The organism is Ruegeria sp. A3M17, assembly GCF_003318255.1.
GTDB lineage: Bacteria > Pseudomonadota > Alphaproteobacteria > Rhodobacterales > Rhodobacteraceae > Ruegeria.
Genome location: NZ_QOCF01000014.1, coordinates 1 through 20,197 on the forward strand (window position 1 = coordinate 1; position 20,197 = coordinate 20,197).

Below are 20,197 nucleotides of genomic sequence, written 5' to 3' on the forward strand. Positions count from 1 at the left end.
TGGTGCTGACGTCAGACAGCCAGGGTCGAGTTTCATCCTGAAAAAGGAAACTGGAAACTCAAGGGAATTACTGTGCTAGAGGCACGTGCACCGAATGTTTAGTTCACTAAAAAAAGTACTGTTGATTTGGGTAACTGCCGGTTTGATCGTGGCGGCAGCTGCCAGCCATGCGCATTTCCTTCTGAACCTCAATGTTCGCATTTTCCATGTTGAACACACGAGCGACGGCCTGCGTATCTTTCTCCGCACTCCTATGCCCTACCTCGTCGCTGACAAAATTGGCGAAATGGGTGAAGACGGCCTTCCTGAAGCAGCTCCGTTCACAACAAATGCTGTTGAGGACGGTCAGGTGGTCCATTTCGTTGACTCCGCTCAAATTGCGACAGATCCGCTGGGACTCGGTCGCATTGCTGAAGCCGGTACTCTTATTGATATTGCGGGCACACGTGTTTTGGGCAACGTCGAAGCCGTTACCATCCACAAAGTTAATGAGGAACCTGGTTTTGCGACCTTGAGTGAGGCCAAGCAGTCTCTGTCCGGCGGCACAACATTGTCGGCCGGTTCTCCTGCATATGTTGGCGATGTAATTGTGGATGTCATCATTCGATATGAACTGGGTAGCACGCCTACCTCATATGCTATTTCTAGCACCTTGAACCCGGGCTTGCTGGACCAGGACATGACCGCCAACCTCATTCTGGATTATGGTTCCAACGACCCACTTGTCTTTCGAACACGGGGTTTGATGGAGGATCCGGTTACGGTTTCCCGATCCCGACTTGCAGGTATTGCAACTTTCGTTTGGGAAGGTGTGCGTCACATTCTGGAGGGTATCGATCATGTTTTGTTTGTGGTTTGCCTCGTCATCGGCGCCACTGGCTTGCATGCGCTGCTCTGGCGTGTCACCGGCTTTACAGTTGGTCACAGCGTGACCCTTTCGCTTGGTTTTTTTGGGTATGTGCCATCCGGCGCATGGTTTGTTCCCTTGGTAGAAACAGGGATCGCACTGTCTATCGTGTACGCAGCCGTTCTCGCTATCAGGCGGGATGAATTGGGTAGGAAGTCCAACAAGAAAGTCTTTGTGGTAACTATTCTGATGGGCCTGCTTCATGGCTTGGGCTTTAGTTTTGTTTTACATGAGATTCTGCAAGTGACATCGCCCAATATTTGGCAGAGCTTATTGGCATTCAACGTCGGTGTTGAAATCGGACAGCTTGCAATCGTTTTGGTTACGTGGCCCCTGCTGCACATATTCGCTAAATTAGGTCAAACTTCCGAGATGTCCCTGAGGCTTTCAATTGCAATCGGATGCGGAGCTATTGCGAGCTGGTGGACTTTCGAACGAGGAAAAGTCTTTCTGTCGATGATTGCAAGTTAACCTAAATTGAGTGGTCCAACCACGGTAGATTGATCGCTGTGGGCTCAAAGCCCCAAAACCTTGCGCCCCTTCTAGGAAGTTGCTGTTTCTGGCTTTCCTTAAGCACAGGACAGAATGACTCTCCTTCTGGCGTCTACCCAGCTCACAGGTTATTGCCTTCGTTATGACTTATACTCTGCCTCCGTGCCCCGAATGTTCCTCTACCTACACTTACCAAATGGATGCCCTGCTTATCTGCCCAGAGTGTGCGTATGAATGGGTCGCCGGTTCGTCATCTGACTACGCGGCGGAGGTGCGTGATAGTGTGGGCAACGCATTAAGTGACGGAGACACTGTAACTGTTGTCAAAGACCTGAAGCTCAAGGGAACGTCCTCCGTCATTAAGGTCGGAACCAAGGTCCGAGGAATCCGGTTGGCTGACGGTGACCACGACATCGATTGCAAGGTGCCTGGGGTAGGTCCAATTGGCTTGAAATCCCAATTTGTGAAAAAGGTGTTCGGGTAAAGTTCGTGCTGTGAACCTCGTAGCTGAGAAGTTCTAGCGTCCCGGCGATTGAAACGCCAGCACCTAGGCCGCGAAGGTTCGCAAGCTGCCTTTTGCAATTGCAGCATCCTGACTAACAGGTAACGGCAGCTCAGGGCTCTTAACACCAATCGATGACCACCGCAGAGAATGGCGGCAGTGAGCCCTACCTGTACCTTGCATTTTCTCGCTGCGTGCGCTTGCAGCGTCGAATTTGCTGCATCAGCGTAAAAATTGGCACTGCCTCGTGGCGAGAAAACCGGCCATTCATGCGGATCACAGCGAAGATAGGTCGTTCAAGGATCAAATCTGGGATTTTGCAGATCGTAGCGCAATATGCTCCGAGGTCCGCTTCGGTGATACCTATTCGTTGCGGGCTTCTGGAACAGTGTACATGTCGCTGATGTTTTTAGTCGTTGCCGTCATTGCGCAGCACGAACTGGTAATTCGTTGAATTGTCGGCGTTTGGGACAATCCCGAGACTTTCGTGGTTAGACAGGACCTGTTCGTGCCTCCGGCAGCGACAGAAGGCGGAGAACCCAAAGCTGATGCAGTGTTCCGCATGATTGACGGGTCACCGCTCACTACTGGCAACTTAGTGTCTGGCCAGACAATCGAACTGAACTGCATGCGCGGCCCCAAGTGAAGCGATTTTTAGCAACGTCAACTTCGTCTGAATTAATCGGTGACCATCTTACCGGCAGTGAGGCCGCTCACTGACTCAATCAGCGCACCTTTGTCGATCCGGAAGTGGCGTGCAACATCGCCGATCGTACCGGTTTGACCGAAATGTTCGACCCCATGCGCGATCGTGCGGTGACCAGCCACGCCGCCAAGCCATGCAAGTGTCGCGGGATGACCATCGATGACCGTGACTAACGCACAATCGCGCGGCAAATCCTCCAAAAGACTTTCGATATGAGACCTCGCGGAGGGGTTGCCCCGCGCGCGATCACGTTGCGCTGCCGTCCAACCCGCGTTCAGGCGATCCGCGCTGGTAATAGCGAGCACACCGACATCGCGGCGGTGTTCTGCAATCACACCTGCGGCGGCTATCGCTTCGTCCGCGACCGCGCCCTGATAAGCGATGACGACGGAACAGTTTGGCCCCGGCTTGCGCAACCAATAGGCACCATCAATCGCCCCTTGGCGAAACGCGTCGTCATTACGCGTGCCCGGTTGTTCCAGCGGCTTTGTCGTCAGCCGCAAATAGATCGATCCACCGGTCTCATCGCGTAGCCACGTGCGCTCATCGGGATCGTCATCACCGTCGCGCTGCATATAGTCAAAAGCCCAAGCCATAATGACCGCCAACTCATCGGCGAAGGCAGGTTCAAAGGCGGCAAGCCCATCTTGTGACATCCCAATAAGTGGTGTGCCAATGGATTGATGCGCGCCGCCTTCCGGGGCCAGCGTGACACCTGATGGCGTCCCTACAATCATAAAACGCGCATCTTGGTAGCAGGCATAGTTCAGCGCATCGAGGCCACGACTGACAAATGGGTCATAGACAGTGCCGATGGGGATGACGCGTTTCCCGAATAGGCTGTGCGACAAGCCTGCCGCGCCAAGCAGCAAGAAAAGATTCATCTCGGCAATACCGAGTTCCAGATGCTGACCCTCAGGGTCAAAGTTCCACTTTGCGGTCGATGGAATGCGATTTTCGATAAAAGTATCGTTCTGGACTGCCCGCGCGAACAGCTTGCGCCGGTTCACCCAAGCGCCCAAACCTGTTGTGCCGGTCACATCCGGTGAAGTCGTCATAATGCGCTCTGCCAGCGCGCTGTCGCCTTTTGACAGGTCATCAAGGATTTTGCCAAAAGCCGCTTGCGTCGATATCTCGCGTGACGTGTCGATCGAAATCGACGGCACTGGAAGTTTCGCATCGTTGTAGCGTCTGCGACCCTTGGAGAAGAACGCAGCCTCTTGAAGGAATTCTTTAAGGGCGGGCCTGTCGGTCACCGTTGCAAGCGGCTCCCACTCCTCACCTACGGCGACGCCCATATCTTCCTGCCACGCAGCCATCTGCGCTTTGGTCATCAGACCGCCGTGGTTATCCTTGTGCCCTGCAATTGGCGTGCCCCAACCCTTGATCGTATAGGCCAGAAAACAGGTCGGACGGTTGTGGTCGATAGCAGCAAATTGTTCGGCCATTGTCGCCACACAGTTGCCCCCGAGATTTTCCATCAGTTCGGCAAGCGCGTCATCACTGCGTGCCTCGATTAGTGCCGTCACATCGCCCTGATCACCAAGATCATCCATAAGGCGCTGCCGCCAGACAGCCCCACCCATATAGGTTAGCGCCGAATACTCGGCGTTCGGACAGCTATCAATCCAGGCGCGCAACCGATCGCCGCCAGGTTCATCAAAGGCCGCCCGTTGCAGTGCCCCATATTTTACGCGTACGACATCCCACCCGAAGGCGTCAAAAATCTTTTCGATCCGTGTGAACAGGCCTTCACGCACGATCCCGTCCAACGACTGCCGATTGTAGTCGATGATCCACCACGTATTGCGCAGGTCGTTTTTCCATCCCTCTTGCAACACCTCGTAAATGTTGCCCTCATCTAGTTCGGCGTCACCCACAAGGGCCACCATCCGGCCCAGTTCGACATCCTTGCCCCACGACTTGGCCGCGATGAAATCCTGCATCAAAGACGCAAGCGCCGTAATCCCCACGCCCAAGCCAACCGACCCTGTCGAAAAATCTACATCATCAATATCCTTGGTACGGCTCGGATAGCTTTGCACGCCGCCATAGCCGCGAAAGTTTTCCATCTTTTCGCGGGTCTGATTGCCCATCAAATATTGAATTGCATGAAACACCGGGGATGCGTGGGGCTTGACCGCCACCCGATCTTCGGGCCGAAGCGCCGAAAAATACAACGCCGTCATGATAGATACCATCGACGCCGAACTCGCCTGATGTCCGCCCACCTTGATCCCATCAACCTTGGGGCGGATGTGATTTGCATTGTGGATCATCCAATGAGACAGCCACAGCAGGCGTTGTTCAATTATTTTCAGGTGGTCCGTCGATATTGGCATTCTCAATCCCCTTTTGAGACTGGATACATCAGACTGCACGCCGGGTTTCGCCATTTTCACCTGTCATCTCGCCTTTGACGCAGGTATTCTGCTTAAAAATTGAAATATAAGATGGAAACACGCGCTATGTCGGATGTGCTTGATAGAATTGATCATAAAATCCTTCGCGAGCTTCAGAAAGATGCGCGCCTCAGCCATCAGGATCTGAGCGACCGAATTGGTTTATCCCCGTCTCCCTGCGCGCGCCGCATTCGTAAGCTTGAGGCAGATGGATACATTACCGGATACAGCGCTGTTATTGATGAGGATAAGTTGGGCTTTGGTTTCAGCGTGTTCGTATCCGTGCGGCTGGACCGTCAGGTTGACGACAGGTTGGTGTCGTTCGAGGAGGAATTGTGCCGCTTCCCCGAAGTGGTCGATTGCTGGCTGATGACGGGCAGTTTCGACTATCTTATTCGTATTGCGGTGCAGGACCTGAACGAATTCGAGCGGTTCCTGACCGGTCGTCTGACAAAGCTGGATGGCGTGGCATCTATCGAATCTTCGATCCCGATCCGCAGGGTCAAGTTTTTGCCGGCGCGGCTGGATTAGCGTGCGCCGGAAAATGCGGCAGAATATACGTCGCCAGATCGTCCAGCACAGCCTCGACTGGGCGAGATGAAAACCGGATGTTGAACGTGATGTGGTTCACGCCGATGTCTTGTGAGGCGTTCAGAAGGACCATCAAAGCATGACGCCCCAAGCGAAAGCCCAGATGAATGGGCGTTGGTTGGGCATCGGGGTCAGCCACCAGATCAATGTAGAGTGATTGGGCGAAGGGCTTCCAGCCTTTCTCTGCTTGTTCAAGGCTGGCGTGCCAGTTGTTTAACACCATCCTTTGCTTTTCGATTGGTCCTGGGTACATCAACCAGCCATCTGCGTTTTGCGCGATCCAAGCGGGCGATTGACGGCTGTTGCCTGTCACCAAAAGCGGCACTGCACTGGCCTTGGCCTTCGGGATCATATGCAGCTGGCCTGAGTGTCCCGCTTGTCTATTGTCAAAACCTTTTGGGGCTTGTGTCGCGGAGCGGATAAAATCAAAGCGGTCACGGAACACATCGCCACGGCTGGTAAAGTCTTGCTCGTAGACGGAATATTCGACCGGTCGATCACCAGAGGCCACGCCCATAATCAATCGCCCATCGCTAAGCTGATCGACCGAAGCTGCGGCCTTCGCCAGGTCCACACCTTTGCGCAAGGGCAAAATAATGGACCCGGTCGCTAGGGCGATATCTATCGTATGTGCCGCAACAAACCCCAGCCATACCCAAGGATCATAGATTTGACCGGCGTCTCCAAAACTGGGATCTAGCAGCGGCACATCTCGTGACCAAAGCGCTGCAAAGCCTGCGCCTTCCGCACGCTTTGCCAAATCAACTTGCCCTTGCATCATCGGCACGGGGCCATCGGCGTAGGCCTCAATCGGAAAATTGATACCAAGCGTCAGCGCGCCTTCGGAAAATACGCGATTATATCCTTTTCCGAACTTACTCATCAGTTGGGAAATCCACATGGATATGGTTGCCATCCGGATCCCAGACATTGAAGGCGATGGTTTTGATTTCGTCGATCACGACCTTGCGAAACTGCGTGTCGGTCGCGGTTAAACGGGCCTCAAAGCCTGCCGCATCCGATGCGGTAAACGCAAAATGTTCCAATTTTAGGCTGGTTTCGGAACCGACGGCGGGGGCTCCATCAATCTCGACCAAATGCACAACAACCATATCGCCTGCATACATCCACGCGCCGCCAAACGGGAAATTCGGGCGGGCACCGCTGCGTAGACCAAGAACGTCGACATACCACGCGACCATGTTGGCCAATTGCGTGGTTCTGATGTTCACATGGTCAAGCTTAAAAATTTGCATCGGCGGCCTCACTTGTTTGATGGTATGGCCCGGTGACCCCGAATGTTGGGACCACTGGATTGTAGTCTCTTATTCAAAACGCTCCACGACAACTTTGCCTTTTGCGGTGCCCGTTTCGATCAACCGATGTGCCTCGCGCATATTCTTGGCATTGATCGGGGACAGCACTGTATCAAGCGTTGTACGCATGCGACCCGCGTCAATTTCACCTGCCACATAGGTCAACAAATGGTGCTGCTCGATCATATCAGGGGTCTGGTGCATGGCGCGGGCGAACATGAATTCCCAGTGCAAACTCGCCGCCTTTGTCTTCATTCCAGCCATTTCCATCGGCAGGTTCGTGTCGTCGATTGTGACAATCCCACCTTGGGGCCGGATCAATTCAACAGCCGTCTCCCAGTGGCGCATGTCGTTGAAAATCGCGATGTGATCGACGTGTTGCATACCAAGCGCGCGGGTCTGCGCGACCATATCTTCGCGGTGATTGATAACGTGATCCGCACCAAGGCTTTTGACCCAAACTTCAGTCTCTGGCCGAGACGCAGTTGCGATAACCTCAAGCCCTGCCGCCTTGGCAAGTTGGATGCCGATGGACCCAACGCCGCCGCCAGCGCCGATGATCAATATGCTTTCGCCTTTGTTCGCCCCGTCGCGATCAATGCCAAGACGGTCGAAAAATGCCTCATATGCCGTGATGGTCGTCAGCGGCAAGGCAGCCGCTTCTGCAAAGCTCAAGGATGTCGGTTTTGTGCCAACGATCCGCTCATCCACAAGCTGGAATTCCGAATTTGATCCGGCACGCGTGATATCGCCCGCATAATAAACCTCGTCTCCAACCTGAAACAGCGTGGCGTCCGGACCAACGGCCTCAACGATGCCGCTCGCGTCCCAGCCGAGGACCACTGGCGCGTTAGGCATTGCTTCACGATTTTGGCGCACTTTTGTGTCGACGGGGTTGACCGAAACGGCCGCCACCTTGACCAGAATGTCGTGGCCGATTGCTGTTGGCGTGTCGATTTCAAGGTCGATCAGGGCGTCATCGCGATCAATGGCCCCGTGTGTGGTGTAACCGATGGCTTTCATATTTATTCTCCGAATCTGATGGGGGCCGCGCGGCACCATTATCAACGCCGCGCCACTGGGCGTTTCACGTCCTTTGGTTGGGTTTCTTCTGGGGTCGCGTGAATTGCTTTCGCGATGCGGTCTCCGGTTGCAATGGCTTCGATCAATCGATGTGGGACATCTCGTTCAAAGTGAATTTGGCAACAGCACCGTCGGTGGCTGCCATGTAGGCTGCAAGGTGCGGCGCGTTCATGTGCGTCTGCCACAATTCACGGCTTTCCCAGTTTTCAAAGAACATGAAATGCGCCGGGTTCTCATTGTCCTGATGCAGGTCGTAATTGATGCAACCTTCCTCAGCGCGGGTGATTGGAACGAGCTTCAAAAGCTCGGCTTTGACCAGTTCGATCTTGTCAGCGTTCGCGATGATGTTGGCAACGATTGTGAGCTTGGACATTTGTGAATTCCTTTGAATGTCTGTTCTGATGAGAAACATATACATCGCTGTCATACACGGATAAACAGACACCGTTCGAAATGATAATCCGGTAAATCCGTTTAATGTTGATTGATAATATCCGCCTGTTTCTGACCATCACCGAAAAGGGCAGCCTTGTCGCCGCAGGACGCGAGGCGGGGCTTTCAGCGACCACAGTGTCGGAGCGTTTGGCTGCACTTGAGGCGCACTACGGCGTGGTCCTGTTCAACCGCACCACACGGTCGCTCAGCCTTACCGACGAGGGTCGCACACTGCTGAACGGGGCCAAGTTGGTTTTGGGCGAAATCGAAGACCTTGAAACACGTATCCGGCACGGGGCAGAAACCCTATCCGGTCCGATCAAGGTTAGCGCGCCAATCGACATAGGCCGCAGTTTCGTTTCGCGGGTAATATCGACCTTCACGGCAGATCATCCGGCGATTTCAATCGAGCTGCAGCTTTCAGACGGCTATGTCGATATTGTCGGACAAGGCTTCGATCTGGCCCTGCGGTTTGGCACGGTCACGGACAGTACATTGCGCACACGCAACCTTGGCCAGTTCCGCCGTATCGTTTGCGCCGCGCCATCCTACATCGCAAGGCATGGCACACCACAAACGCCTGCTGATCTAGCGCACCACAACTGTCTTATTATGCGTTTTGGAACAACAATGGATAACGTCTGGCGCTTTGGTTCTGGAAAGAAACCGCTAACGGTAACCGTGCGCGGCAACAAGATCGTGAATGACGGCTCACTGGTGCGGCAGTGGGCGCTGGAAGGGCACGGGATTATCCTTAAATCAGAACTCGATGTGGCAGATGACCTGAAAGTCGGAAGACTTGTCGCCTTGTTGGAAGGCTATGCATCACCGCCGAACCCACTCCAGATTATGTTCCCGCCCGGCCGCGCCCAGCCACGGCGGGTTCGCGCACTTTCCGAGGCGCTGAGCTCAGCAATGGCAGAGGGGCAATAAAATGGGCCAATCGATCTTTTGAGGATGAGAACGTGCGGAGTAAGTCGAAAGAAATACACAATTGGGTTCCACATGTAGCGTGAAAACCTGACTGTTGGTTGGAGCGGTGAATGACGGGATTGAAAGTATTCGCAACTCTGTAGAATTTCCAGTTTTGCAGTCGCGTTCAATGCTGCGTGGGCGAATGCCGCGTCCGCATAAGATCGCCTTGTTCCGCGGCTCTCGTGTTCGGGCACCGTGCGTCGAAAGCGCGGTGAAGGTCCTGTAGAGAACGATGCCCGCGAATGACCGGTTTGCCGACATGAATTGCGATGCCGTGTATCTCGTACCGCAACTGCAAACGGATGCTGCGTCAGCAACATAGCAAAACATCAATGTCGGGAAAGTCCGCCTCGCCGCCATCTATGTACTTTGCAGCTAAGGTCTGGATTGAGCCCATAGCTCCGAAATTCTGTCTTGCAGCCAAATTCCGCTTCCGGAAAAATCATTCAAAAATACGACCTAGATCTGCCGATGTCGCTTCCGTCACGAATTTCTGTTTCAGTGGCGTCAAATTTCTCCAGCTATGATCTTAGCATAGACATTCGGATCAGTGACTCCTTCGGATCCGATGACGACGATGCTTGAATTGGCATCCAGGCGTAATTTCCGCCGTAAAGCAGGTTGTTTGGCCGCCGCGACGACAGCACATAGCCCTGCGACGCCACTTTCACCGGCCTCAATAGGTGCGTCACCACAGGCACCATCAACCAACATCCGAACCATGGGGCCGACGATGCTTTCGGGGATAGTGACAAAGTCGTGGGCGGCATCCGCAAGCACCAACCAAGCCAATTCTGATGGCTCACCACAGGACAGGCCCGCCATGATGGTTTCTTCTGAAATTTCTACATTTGCCGCCCTATTCGCCTTCGCACTTGCGAACAAACAGGATGCAAGTTCGGGTTCCACAATTACGACGCGGGGCGCGTCGAGACCCCATTCTTGATGGAAAACGGCCGTAACAGCAGCGGCCAATCCGCCAACGCCGCCTTGCAGAAAGACATGGGTGGGAGGTGTTGCGTAGCTTTGCACAATCTCGCGTGCCATAACCCCATAGCCCGCCATCACATCCAACGGGGGCTGCGTATAACCGGGCCAAGACGTGTCCGAGACAATCAACCATCCGTGCTTTTCCGCATCGGCTCGGGTTTGGGCAACTGTCGCGTCATAGTCACCGTCAACACGGATCACCTCGGCACCTAGTTTTCGCATGACATCGGCGCGGTGCTCACTGACTTCGGCATGAATGTAGATTCGGCAGTTTGTATGAAATTGAACAGCGCCCCAAGCGACAGAGCGCCCATGGTTACCATCGGTGGCGGAAATCACCGTTATCGTTTTCGTCTGCTCGGCATAAAGACCGCAGCGCATATCGGCCGGATCCGCCAGCTTGCCAATGGATTTGGACAGTTCCCGCTGAACAGTTCGCAAAACTGCGTAAGCCCCGCCAAGTGCCTTGAAGCTGCCAAGTCCGAAACGTGGACCTTCGTGTTTATAGCGAAGATCACGGATGCCCAAATTTCTAGCCAGCCCGGGAAGATCAAACAAAGGTGTCTCGGCATAACCGTCCCAGTTGGAAATCTCCTTTTCCGCGCTATCGAAATCTGTGCAGTTTAGGGTTTGAGTGACGGGGCCATCGAATGATGGCGTGGTTGCGTGGTGATTGAGAATGGCGGTTGTGAATGGCGTGAACATTAGACCTCTTTCTATCGGTTGATGAAATTTTAGTTCATTGGAGTCTAGTTATGTGCTCCAATTTTCCGGAAAATTTGCAACATTATTACAAAACAGGCGGGCATCCTAAGTGAAAAGTTCAGAAGTCCTTGATCCGTTCGATTTGGCGATTCTTCGAATTCTACAAAAGGACAACACCGTACCACAAAGGGTGATCGGGGAGCGGGTCAGTCTATCAGCGCCATCGGTGCAACGCCGGATCAAGCGGCTCGAGGCGTCGGGTATCATCGCCGCTCAAACGGCCACCGTAGACCCCGCAGGCTTCGGACCTGCCTTAACCATTGTCGTTCAAGTCGAATTGAAGGTTGAAACGGGAGGGGCAATCGATCTGGTCAAGCAAAGCTTCATCGACGCCCCCGAAGTACAGCAATGCTATTATGTCACCGGCGAAGCTGATTTCGTGCTGATCATTTTGGTACAAGATATGTCTGAATACGAGGCCCTGACGCAGCGACTTTTCTTTTCGAATGAGACGATCAAGAAGTTCAAAACCTTTGTCACTATGGACCGCACCAAAGTGAGCTTAGAAATCGACATCTGATCAGAACAAAGCGGACATTAAATTGGCTCCAATGAACGGCAGTTTTGTCCGCGATCTGTGAGTTCGAACATGGTGCAGCGAAAGTCGGTGCTTCCAGAACCAGCCTTTCGTGATCGGCGCAGCTAAGGTCCTAATTGAGCCCAAACTGTTCCTTGGATTTTCTCGCTGCATGCGCACGCAGCACCGAATTTGCTGCAAAGGCGCAAAATTTCATGCTGCCGGGCAGCGGGATCAGCAGCCGTTCATGCAGCGTGCAGAAATTCTGAAACCATGAATCTACAAGTCGCGGGACAAAGGGTGAATTCGCCGCGTTTGCACCAAGGTCTGCAATCTCGAGTAACCGGCCGCACGTGTGCGGCCGATCTTTCGATTTTACCGATCTCTGAGGAGATTTTTAGGTTGGTTCCGCTTCACCGGGGGGGGACGCTCAGCCGGTTTCACCAAATCCTTTCGGTACTGGCAGATCAGGCAAGGTTGCCGCACGTTTTTGCAGGGCCCGGCCAATAACTACGCGGCTGATTTCCGTTGTCCCGTCCACGATCCGCAGCATCTGTGCGAGCCGTGAAAGACGATCCAATCCGTAAGGCTGCAAAAGGCCCATACCGCCCAAGACCTGTGTGCAGATATTTGCAGCCTTCACAGCGGCATCTGGCACAAACCGTTTGGCATGAGCGGCCATCAGAGGGCCTTCGGGTGTGCCAAGGGATTCTGCCGCCTTTCGATAAAGCAGCTTGGAGGCTTCAAGATCGGTTGCAACCTCGCCCAGCATCCACTGAATCCCGTCCAGATCGAGGTTATTGCCACCAAACATCTTGCGGTTCTTGGAATAGGACAGTGCCGTGTCCAATGCGGCTTGCATCAATCCGCAACATCCCGACGCAATCGAAACCCGTGCGATGTCGATCGCCATAAGCGAGCCTTGCAGACCCTGGCCAATGGGCAGGATGATATTGTCTTCGCTCACCACGACTTTGTCCATGTACATCTCGGCCAGAGGCAGGAAGTTGTAGGACGGGGTATCATAGAGCGGTCCAAAGCTGAGACCCGGCGCGTCGGCGGGAATGGCGACCATCGCCATATCCTTGTGGCCGGGTGCGTCGCTAGTCTTGACCACGGTGAAATAGATATCGGCCTCACCCGCCAGGCTAACCCAAGCCTTCGCACCGCTGATCGTCCATGTGCCGTCGTCATTGATCATGGCCCGCGAATACATGTTTGTTGCGTCCGATCCGGATTGCGGTTCAGTCAGTGCAAAGTTCGCCAGTTTGCGGCCAGACGTCAGGTCCCGTGCCCATTTTTCCTTGAAGACATCTGTGCCATAGCCGCAGCCCGCAAACGTACAGATGTTGTGCATCGACAGGGCAAAGGCATAAGCGCCGTCCCCCTGCCCCAGTTGTTCGTAGACTTGAATGCCCTCTGAAAGTGGCAAGCCCTGACCGCCAAACTCCTCGGGGGCGTAGAGCCCCGTCAGGCCAGCCGCACCCGCCTTGTCCGAGGCATCACGGGGCCATTTCTTCGCGGCGTTCCATGCGTCCACATTGGGCGCGATGACCTGCTCGGCATGGTCGTGTGCGGCTTGGAGTATGGTGGCGAGTTTGTCTGACATTGACGGATCCTTTCAAGGGCGATTATTCTCATATGACGCCACGGCCCGGCAATCGCGGATGGTCGGATTGATGAGCTATGAAGGCGAAACTTCAGATGAAAATGCTTCTCTGCAGAAAGATTTAGCGAGTCGGCCCTCTGAGAACTATCTCGTGCGATGACAGATCATTGTCCAAAAATGACAAAACGGACGCTTTACGATTGTTTCCTGCGATATGAGCTGGGGGTGCTGCCGGTCCAGCGTTGAAAGGCCCGGTGAAAATTGGCAGCCGAGGAGAATCCGACATCATGTGCGATGACCTCGACGCTTTTGCGCCCCGCCTGCAGGTCGCGGATTGCGATGTCGCGCCGCAGGGCATCCTTTATGGCCTGAAACGACGTCCCATCCGCATGCAACCTGCGGATCAGGGTGCGCGGGGTCATGTGCATGGCGGATGCTGTCTGGGTCAGGGTGGCCGCCTCCCATCCTGTTTGGCCCAGATATGTGCGTACCCGCAGCGATTGGGTGTGCTCCCGCGAAGAGGTGAAGATCCAGTCTCGCGGCGCGTTTTGCAAAAACCGATCAAGATCAGATGTACTGCGCGCCTGCACTGGACCCAGTGCATTCGGATCGAACGAGATCGCGGTGGCGAGTTGGCCGAACCGGATCGGTGCCGGAAAGATGATCGCGTAATCCTGATCAAACTCCGGGCGCTCAAACGCGAAATCAACAGCCATAACCGGAACCTCATGCCCTGCCAGCCAAGACATGAGCCCGTGGGCAAGTTTGAGGATCAGCATGTGCCCAAACCGCTGAAGCGGCACTTCGCCTTGTGGTTTCAGGGTCAGCACCAATGTGCCTTCGGCGTCATCCAGATCAAACTGATAGTCATCCAGCAGCAAATTCCAGAAGGTCGAAAACCGGTAGAGTGCTGATGCAAGAGACGTTGCCTCTCTGACAGTCGTTAAAAGATGCTGCAGGGCCCTTGGCCGGACGGGCCTGCTCCAAAGCCCCATCATTTCATCACCGGTCTCAACTGCGGCAAGTTGATAGAGACATACGATCTGATCCAGCGTGACGCGACCATTCGGCGAGCGGGTATCTGCGTTCAGGCCGGACCGGCCAAGCAGCGACACCATCTGCTCCTCTGGGCACAGGGCACGCAGCGCCGCCAGCCAGTCATCGACAAACTGGCTGGAAACCGTGGAAAGGATCGTTGGCGTGACATTGGTCATGACGTTGAAAGGGCTATCACCGTTTGCGGGTGACAGGAAACATGGCTCAGGCGACTTCGAACAACGCTGCGGCGCCCATGCCTCCGCCAACACACATGGATGTCACCACGTATTTTACGCCACGGCGCTTACCCTCGAGCAGAGCGTGCCCGACTTGCCGCGCGCCCGTCATGCCGTAGGGGTGGCCAATCGATATTGCACCGCCGTTCACATTGTAGATTTCGGGATCGATTCCAAGATGGTCACGGCAATAAAGAACCTGGCAGGCGAATGCTTCGTTAAGTTCCCAAAGGCCAATGTCTTCGATGCGAAGACCTGCAATCTTCAGCAGCTTTGGAATGGCATAGATCGGGCCGACACCCATTTCTTCCGGTGCGTTTCCTGCAACGGCCATACCGCGATAGATACCGAGCGGTGTAAGGCCCTGCTGCGCGGCCAGTTTGCGCTCCATGAGCACACAAGCCGAGGCACCGTCAGAAAGCTGGCTTGCGTTTCCGGCAGTGATCACGCCGCCTTCGACAACCGGGTTCAATGCCCCGAGTGTTTCGGCCGTCGTGCCCGGCCTGTTGCCTTCGTCTTGTGACAAGGTCACCTCTTCCAGGGTTTCCTCTCCGGTTTCGCGGTTTTTGACCCGTTTGATCGCAGTGATCGGAACGATCTCGTCATCAAAGGCGCCAGCGGCCTGAGCCCGGGCCGTCCGACCTTGAGAAAGTGCAGCATATTCATCCTGCACCTCGCGGCTGATCCCATAGGTCCGCGCCACATTTTCCGCCGTCATCAGCATCGGCATGTAGGCATGCTCAGATTGGGCGATAACGTTTGGATCTTTCTCATCGCCCGCCCATTTCAGATAGGCATTCTGCAGTGCGGAAATATTCTCCTGCCCGCCAGCAACGGCGACGTTCTGACCATCCACAATGATCTGCTTTGCAGCCGTCGCAATGGCCATCAAACCCGATGAACATTGCCTGTCGATCGTCTGTCCTGCCACCGTATTGGGAAGGCCCGCCGCCAGCGCAGACAACCGGGCGACATTCATGCCTGCCGTCCCCGCCGTAAGGACCGATCCGATGACGACATCTTCGATCGAACCGGGGTCCACGCCTGCACGTAGGGCCGCGTGCTGAATGGCGTGCCCCATCATGGTAGGGGATTTGATGTTGTTCAGCGCACCTTTGAAGGCAGCCCCAATAGGGGTTCGTGCGGTTGAGACGATAACGGCTTCTCTCATGATTTTTCCTTTTTGGCATCAAAATGCGCGGCAAGTGTCACGCCCGAGGTTGCGAGTTCTTCCAACAAAGGCGCAGGCGTGAACCACATCTCACCATAGGCACCAAGCGACTGCCGATAGTGGTTCATCCGTTCCAGAATCTGGCTTAATCCAATCTCGTCGGCATAGTGCATTGGGCCGCCGCGCCAGTTCGGAAAGCCATAGCCATTGGCCCAGATCAGATCGCAATCACCCGGGCGCGTTGCAATGCCCTCTTCAAGGATGAGAAAGCCCTCGTTGATCAGGGGAAACAGACACCGTTCAAGGATTTCCTGATCGTCGATGTCCCTGTGCTTCACACCATGCAGGTCCGCCAGCTCGGAACTGATTTGAACGATCTCAGGGTCTTCGACCCGTGTCCGTCCTTCGTAGACATAGCTTCCACGCCCGGTTTTCTGACCCAGTCGGCCCAGTTCAAACAACCTGTCCTGCACAGCCTGGTATGTCGGGTCATGCGCGATTTCACTTCGCCGCTCCTGACGCACGCGTGCGCCCACATCGACCCCAGCCAGATCTGCCATCGCATGAATGCCCATGGCCATGCCGAAGTTCTCAAGGACGTCATCCACCAGTTTCGGCGTCGCCCCCTCAAGAAGCAGACGGGACCCTTCGCGGAAGTATGGCTCTAGCATCCGGTTTCCGACAAAGCCGTAGCACACGCCAACCGTCACAGGGAGCTTTCGGATCTTCTTTGCGACCGTGATTGCCGTTGCAATGACATCCGGAGCGCTCTTGGCACCACGCACCACCTCCAGCAAGCGCATGACATTCGCCGGGCTGAAGAAATGGAGACCAATCACATCCTCCGGGCGGGACGTGACCGCGGCGATTTCATCAAGATCCAACGTCGATGTGTTTGAGGCCAGTATCGCGCCAGGTTTGGCGTGCTGATCCAACGCTTCGAAAATCTGGCGTTTGACATTCATGCTTTCAAACGCCGCTTCAATGATCAGGTCGACCTTCGCAAGGTCTGCATAGCTGAGCGTCCCGGTGGCGTTGGCGGCGATTGCCTCTGCCCGATCGGCACTGAGCCGCCCTTTTTGGGCCGCACGTTGGAAATGCTCCCGGACCTTTTCCAGCCCATGTTCGAGCGCGCCTTGCGTAGTTTCAAGAAGCGTGACCGGATACCCCGCCTGCAGAAAGGCGATGGCAATGCCGCGCCCCATTGTTCCGGCACCGATCACGGCGACCGATGAAATGTTACGTGGTCGGTCCGCACGGGTAACTCCCGGAACCTTGGTGCATTCACGCTCTGCAAAGAACAGGTGCCGCCCCGCGCGCGATTGAGGTGTGTCGAGCAGTTCAGCGAAACCTGCCTTCTCTTGTGCCAACCCCTCAGCCAGCGGCAATTCGCACGCGGCCTCGATGGATACCAAGCATCGTTCAGGTGCGACAAGGTTTTTGGACGTGTGCGCTATCTGGTCTCGGAAACCCGCGAGATAACCCTTCGGATCGGGGTGTGTGACGGTCATATCCGCGCAACTGCGTTTCGGATCGCCCTCATGGCTGACACGGGTGGCGAAGTCCAAAACATGCGCGCGAAAATCCTGGTTGTTTTCAAGCAGCGCGTCGACCAGCCCACAAGACAGGGCATATTCGCCTTTCACGGGATCACCCGAGAGGATCATTTGCGTTGCCGCTTCCAGACCGGCAATCCGGGGTAGTCGTTGGGTGCCTCCGGCACCAGGCAGCAGCCCCAGTTTGATCTCAGGTAGGCCCATCACGGCATCCGGCGTGGCGACACGGTAATCACAGGCAAGCGCGATCTCCAGCGCACCACCCATAGCGGGACCTGCTATCGCGGCGATAATGGGTTTTTTGCTGGTTTCAATCGTTACACACAGGTCTGGCAGGTCCGGCTTGTCCCAAACTGCCCCGGTACGGAACTCGACGATGTCAGCGCCGCCGCAGAAGAGCGGCAGAGCCGAGCATAGAACGATAGCTTTGACCTGTTCATCGGCGTCTGACTCGTGGATGGCGCTCGATAACCCCTGTCGCATCTTCAGGCCAAGGGCGTTCACGGGCGGGGCATTCAGCTCAATGAAAGCGACACCCTCGGTGTGTTTAAAGGAAATCATGTTTGGAAACCTCAATTGGACTGTTTGGCAAGATCTTGTTCGATCTCTGCCCAATCGTCGAAGTGGATTACATTGCAGGGTGAATTCACGTTCTCCAGCCAGACAAAGACGGAGATGAATGGCTGGTCATAGACCCGGGTGGCGTGGGGATCGCCCGCCGCGTTCCAGATAAGTGATCCAGCCGGATAATCCTGCCAGTCACGGGTGCCAAACCGCCAACCAGATTTCTCGGACAGGTTCAGGTACAGCTCTGGTGCGTCGTGGTTGTGGTCGCGATACAGCGTCCTTGGGCCCAGCATGAAAATGCCAAGGTTGAAATCGGGATGGTGATGTCCACATGCGTCTGGCCCAATCAGCAGAGTATGTAGGTTACACTTTGTGTATCCCTCGCCTAATTCGGCACCAGGGGGATAGAATTGGGCGTTGTCTTCGCGCCAGATCAGATCATCCTTGGCCGCTTTCAGACAACGTGCGATTTCCTGCAATTCGGGGGCGACAATCCCGGCGATGGCGTTCTTCAGAACCTCATCGTGCCGGGTTCCTTGGGGAGGTAAATCAATGAGCCTCTCACCCGTCAGGTCCATGGCTGCCAGCTTGTCCAACGTCAGATCAACGCCGCGCGTGGCAGCTCTGTGAGCCTGCAGATAGGTGACAATGGATTGAATAAGCGCCTGAATACGGCGTTGCTTGTCTGTCATGATTTAAAGTCCGAGCGCGTTGAAATATCTTTCCGCACGAGTTTCTTGTCGAGCTTGCCGACGCTGGTTTTAGGTAGGCGGTCGACAAAGATTATCTCGTCTGGAACTGCCCATTTTGAGATCTCGCCTGCGTCAACCCGCGACTGGATTTCTTCCATGACTCTCAAGCGCACAAGATCCGGGTCGGCATCTTTTGCGGCTTGAGCAACCAAGACCGGCCTTTCGCCCCATTTCGCGTGCGGCAACCCGATTGCCGCGACGTCCTCAACGCCGCTACAAGACGATGCTATGTTTTCCAGTGCCAGCGAGGAAATCCATTCGCCGCCGGTCTTGATCACATCCTTGAGGCGGTCAGTAATCTGCAACGATCCATTCCGACGGATATACCCAACATCCCCGGTATGCAGATACCCACCGTCCCAAAGCTCATCCGAGGCTTGCGCATTATCCAGATAGCCTTGTGTCAACCAGGGAGCCCGAGCGACAACTTCGCCGGTTGTTTCGCCGTCATGTGGAACGTCCTGCATATCCGGTGTCACAACGCGAAGGTCGACAAGCGGGCCGGGAAAGCCGGTTTGCGCCTGCACCTCTGGATCGTCGCTGGACAAATCGGCCACAGTCAGAAACGGACAGGTCTCGGACATACCATATGCCGCATGCAAGGATATGCCTGCCGCCGCCGCCCTGTCTTGCAGATTGCGCGGCAAAGCGGCCCCGCCAATGATCACTTTCCATCTGTCCAGGTCAATTTGTGGGCAGCCCGGATGGTCGAGCACCATTGACAGAACCGTGGGCACGCAGTGGGAAAAGGTGACGTTTTCCTCTGCAATCAATCGCAAGATTGTGTCAGGGTCATATCGACCGGGATAGACCTGACGCAGCCCCAGCATCGTTGCGGCATATGGAAATCCCCAGCCGTGGACGTGAAACAAGGGTGTCAGCGGCATGTAGACGTCGCCGCGATGAAATCCGGCATTCCCGGGCCACGCGCCGAAACCTGCGATCAGGCCCAACGTGTGAAGGACCAACTGCCGGTGTGAATAGCTCACCCCCTTGGGATTGCCGGTGGTCCCGGTCGTATAAAACAGGGTTGCCGTTTGGTTTTCATCGAAGTCCGGGAAGTCAAAGCAGCCTGGGGCCTCGCTTATCCACTCTTCATACCCTTCTCCGTCTCCGATCGGCACGATGATGATGTCTCGATTGAAGTCCGATTTGATATCATCAATGAGCGGCATGAAATCGCGGTGCACGATAATCAGGTCCGGCTGCCCATGGTTGATCGTATAAAGAACCTGGGCAGGAGATAGACGGACGTTGATCGTGAAAAGGGTCGCGCCCATCATCGGGACCGCAAAAAAACATTCAAGATAGCGGTGTGTGTCCCAATCCATGACGCCGACGCGCATGCCCTCACGTATCCCGCTGGACTTTAAAGAATTGGCAAGTTGGCGCATGCGTTTACCCAAGTCCGCGTAGCTCAGCCGCATTTCGGAGCCGCTGACGATCTCTTGGCTGGCTGACGCGAGCTGGGATCCGGCCAGCAAGTGTTTAATCAGCAACGGATAGCCATATGCATTTGGCGATGGTGAAAGTGGTGGCATGAAGGTGGAATCCCATAACATCTCTATCTGCTAATCTGGCATTTCT

The 20,197-nt window shown here is 55.1% G+C and carries 17 protein-coding genes; 5 read left to right on the plus strand and 12 right to left on the minus strand.

What is annotated here, in order from left to right; all coding sequences use genetic code 11:
* The first annotated feature begins 94 nt into the window (after positions 1–94).
* Entirely contained in the window at positions 95–1,378 is a 1,284-nt protein-coding gene (locus tag DS906_RS07495; RefSeq protein WP_113789592.1) for a HupE/UreJ family protein, read from the plus strand.
* 163 nt (positions 1,379–1,541) lie between these two features.
* Positions 1,542–1,883: a zinc ribbon domain-containing protein YjdM gene (locus DS906_RS07500; protein ID WP_113789593.1), complete on the plus strand. Its 342-nt coding sequence runs from the start codon at positions 1,542–1,544 to the stop codon at positions 1,881–1,883.
* A gap of 696 nt (positions 1,884–2,579) precedes the next feature.
* Here the strand turns inward: DS906_RS07500 and DS906_RS07505 are convergent.
* Positions 2,580–4,949 (minus strand): 1-deoxy-D-xylulose-5-phosphate synthase N-terminal domain-containing protein, encoded by a 2,370-nt coding sequence (locus DS906_RS07505; protein WP_113789594.1) that lies wholly within the window; start codon positions 4,947–4,949, stop codon positions 2,580–2,582.
* Positions 4,950–5,075: 126 nt separating this feature from the next.
* Here DS906_RS07505 and DS906_RS07510 point away from each other — a divergent pair, with 126 nt between their 5' ends.
* Complete coding sequence (locus tag DS906_RS07510) at positions 5,076–5,540, plus strand: Lrp/AsnC family transcriptional regulator (RefSeq protein WP_113790006.1); 465 nt, start codon at positions 5,076–5,078, stop codon at positions 5,538–5,540.
* Here the strand turns inward: DS906_RS07510 and DS906_RS07515 are convergent.
* The 4 genes from DS906_RS07515 to DS906_RS07530 form a co-directional block, all read right to left on the minus strand.
* Positions 5,512–6,483 carry an LLM class oxidoreductase gene (locus tag DS906_RS07515; protein ID WP_113789595.1) on the minus strand — a complete coding sequence of 324 codons (972 nt, stop codon included), beginning with the start codon at positions 6,481–6,483 and terminating at the stop codon, positions 5,512–5,514. The genes DS906_RS07510 and DS906_RS07515 overlap by 29 nt on opposite strands.
* Complete coding sequence (locus DS906_RS07520) at positions 6,476–6,856, minus strand: VOC family protein (RefSeq protein ID WP_113789596.1); 381 nt, start codon at positions 6,854–6,856, stop codon at positions 6,476–6,478. Before DS906_RS07520 ends, DS906_RS07515 begins: the two co-directional genes overlap by 8 nt.
* A 69-nt stretch (positions 6,857–6,925) precedes the next feature.
* A complete protein-coding gene (locus DS906_RS07525; RefSeq protein WP_113789597.1) occupies positions 6,926–7,939 on the minus strand; it encodes a zinc-binding alcohol dehydrogenase family protein in 1,014 nt (337 codons plus the stop codon).
* A 142-nt stretch (positions 7,940–8,081) separates the two neighbouring features.
* Complete coding sequence (locus DS906_RS07530) at positions 8,082–8,372, minus strand: putative quinol monooxygenase (protein ID WP_113789598.1); 291 nt, start codon at positions 8,370–8,372, stop codon at positions 8,082–8,084.
* A gap of 104 nt (positions 8,373–8,476) precedes the next feature.
* On the opposite strand from DS906_RS07530, the gene DS906_RS07535 reads away from it, so the two are divergent.
* Entirely contained in the window at positions 8,477–9,367 is an 891-nt protein-coding gene (locus DS906_RS07535; protein WP_113789599.1) for a LysR family transcriptional regulator, read from the plus strand.
* 549 nt (positions 9,368–9,916) lie between these two features.
* On the opposite strand, the gene DS906_RS07540 is transcribed toward DS906_RS07535, so the two are convergent.
* Positions 9,917–11,104 carry a diaminopropionate ammonia-lyase gene (locus tag DS906_RS07540; RefSeq protein ID WP_113789600.1) on the minus strand — a complete coding sequence of 396 codons (1,188 nt, stop codon included), beginning with the start codon at positions 11,102–11,104 and terminating at the stop codon, positions 9,917–9,919.
* Between the two features lie 109 nt (positions 11,105–11,213).
* Between DS906_RS07540 and DS906_RS07545 the strand changes: the two genes are divergently transcribed.
* Positions 11,214–11,684, plus strand: a complete 471-nt coding sequence (locus DS906_RS07545) for an Lrp/AsnC family transcriptional regulator (protein ID WP_113789601.1) — start codon at positions 11,214–11,216, stop codon at positions 11,682–11,684.
* Between the two features lie 427 nt (positions 11,685–12,111).
* Here DS906_RS07545 and DS906_RS07550 read toward each other — a convergent pair whose 3' ends face one another.
* The 6 genes from DS906_RS07550 to DS906_RS07575 all read right to left on the minus strand — a co-directional run bounded on the left by DS906_RS07550 (position 12,112) and on the right by DS906_RS07575 (position 20,151).
* On the minus strand, positions 12,112–13,290 hold the full coding sequence (locus DS906_RS07550) for an acyl-CoA dehydrogenase family protein (protein WP_113789602.1): 1,179 nt from the start codon (positions 13,288–13,290) through the stop codon (positions 12,112–12,114).
* A gap of 194 nt (positions 13,291–13,484) precedes the next feature.
* Positions 13,485–14,504: an AraC family transcriptional regulator gene (locus DS906_RS07555; protein ID WP_113789603.1), complete on the minus strand. Its 1,020-nt coding sequence runs from the start codon at positions 14,502–14,504 to the stop codon at positions 13,485–13,487.
* Positions 14,505–14,550: 46 nt separating this feature from the next.
* The gene (locus tag DS906_RS07560) at positions 14,551–15,735 is read right to left on the minus strand and encodes an acetyl-CoA C-acyltransferase (protein ID WP_113789604.1); all 1,185 of its coding nucleotides are present in this window, start codon (positions 15,733–15,735) and stop codon (positions 14,551–14,553) included.
* Entirely contained in the window at positions 15,732–17,852 is a 2,121-nt protein-coding gene (locus DS906_RS07565) for a 3-hydroxyacyl-CoA dehydrogenase NAD-binding domain-containing protein (protein WP_113789605.1), read from the minus strand. The genes DS906_RS07560 and DS906_RS07565 overlap by 4 nt, the downstream gene beginning before the upstream one ends.
* Positions 17,853–17,863: 11 nt before the next feature.
* Positions 17,864–18,550, minus strand: coding sequence for a dimethylsulfonioproprionate lyase family protein (locus DS906_RS07570; RefSeq protein ID WP_113789606.1), 687 nt, complete (start codon positions 18,548–18,550; stop codon positions 17,864–17,866).
* Entirely contained in the window at positions 18,547–20,151 is a 1,605-nt protein-coding gene (locus DS906_RS07575) for a fatty acid--CoA ligase (protein ID WP_113790007.1), read from the minus strand. Before DS906_RS07575 ends, DS906_RS07570 begins: the two co-directional genes overlap by 4 nt.
* Positions 20,152–20,197: the final 46 nt, after the last annotated feature.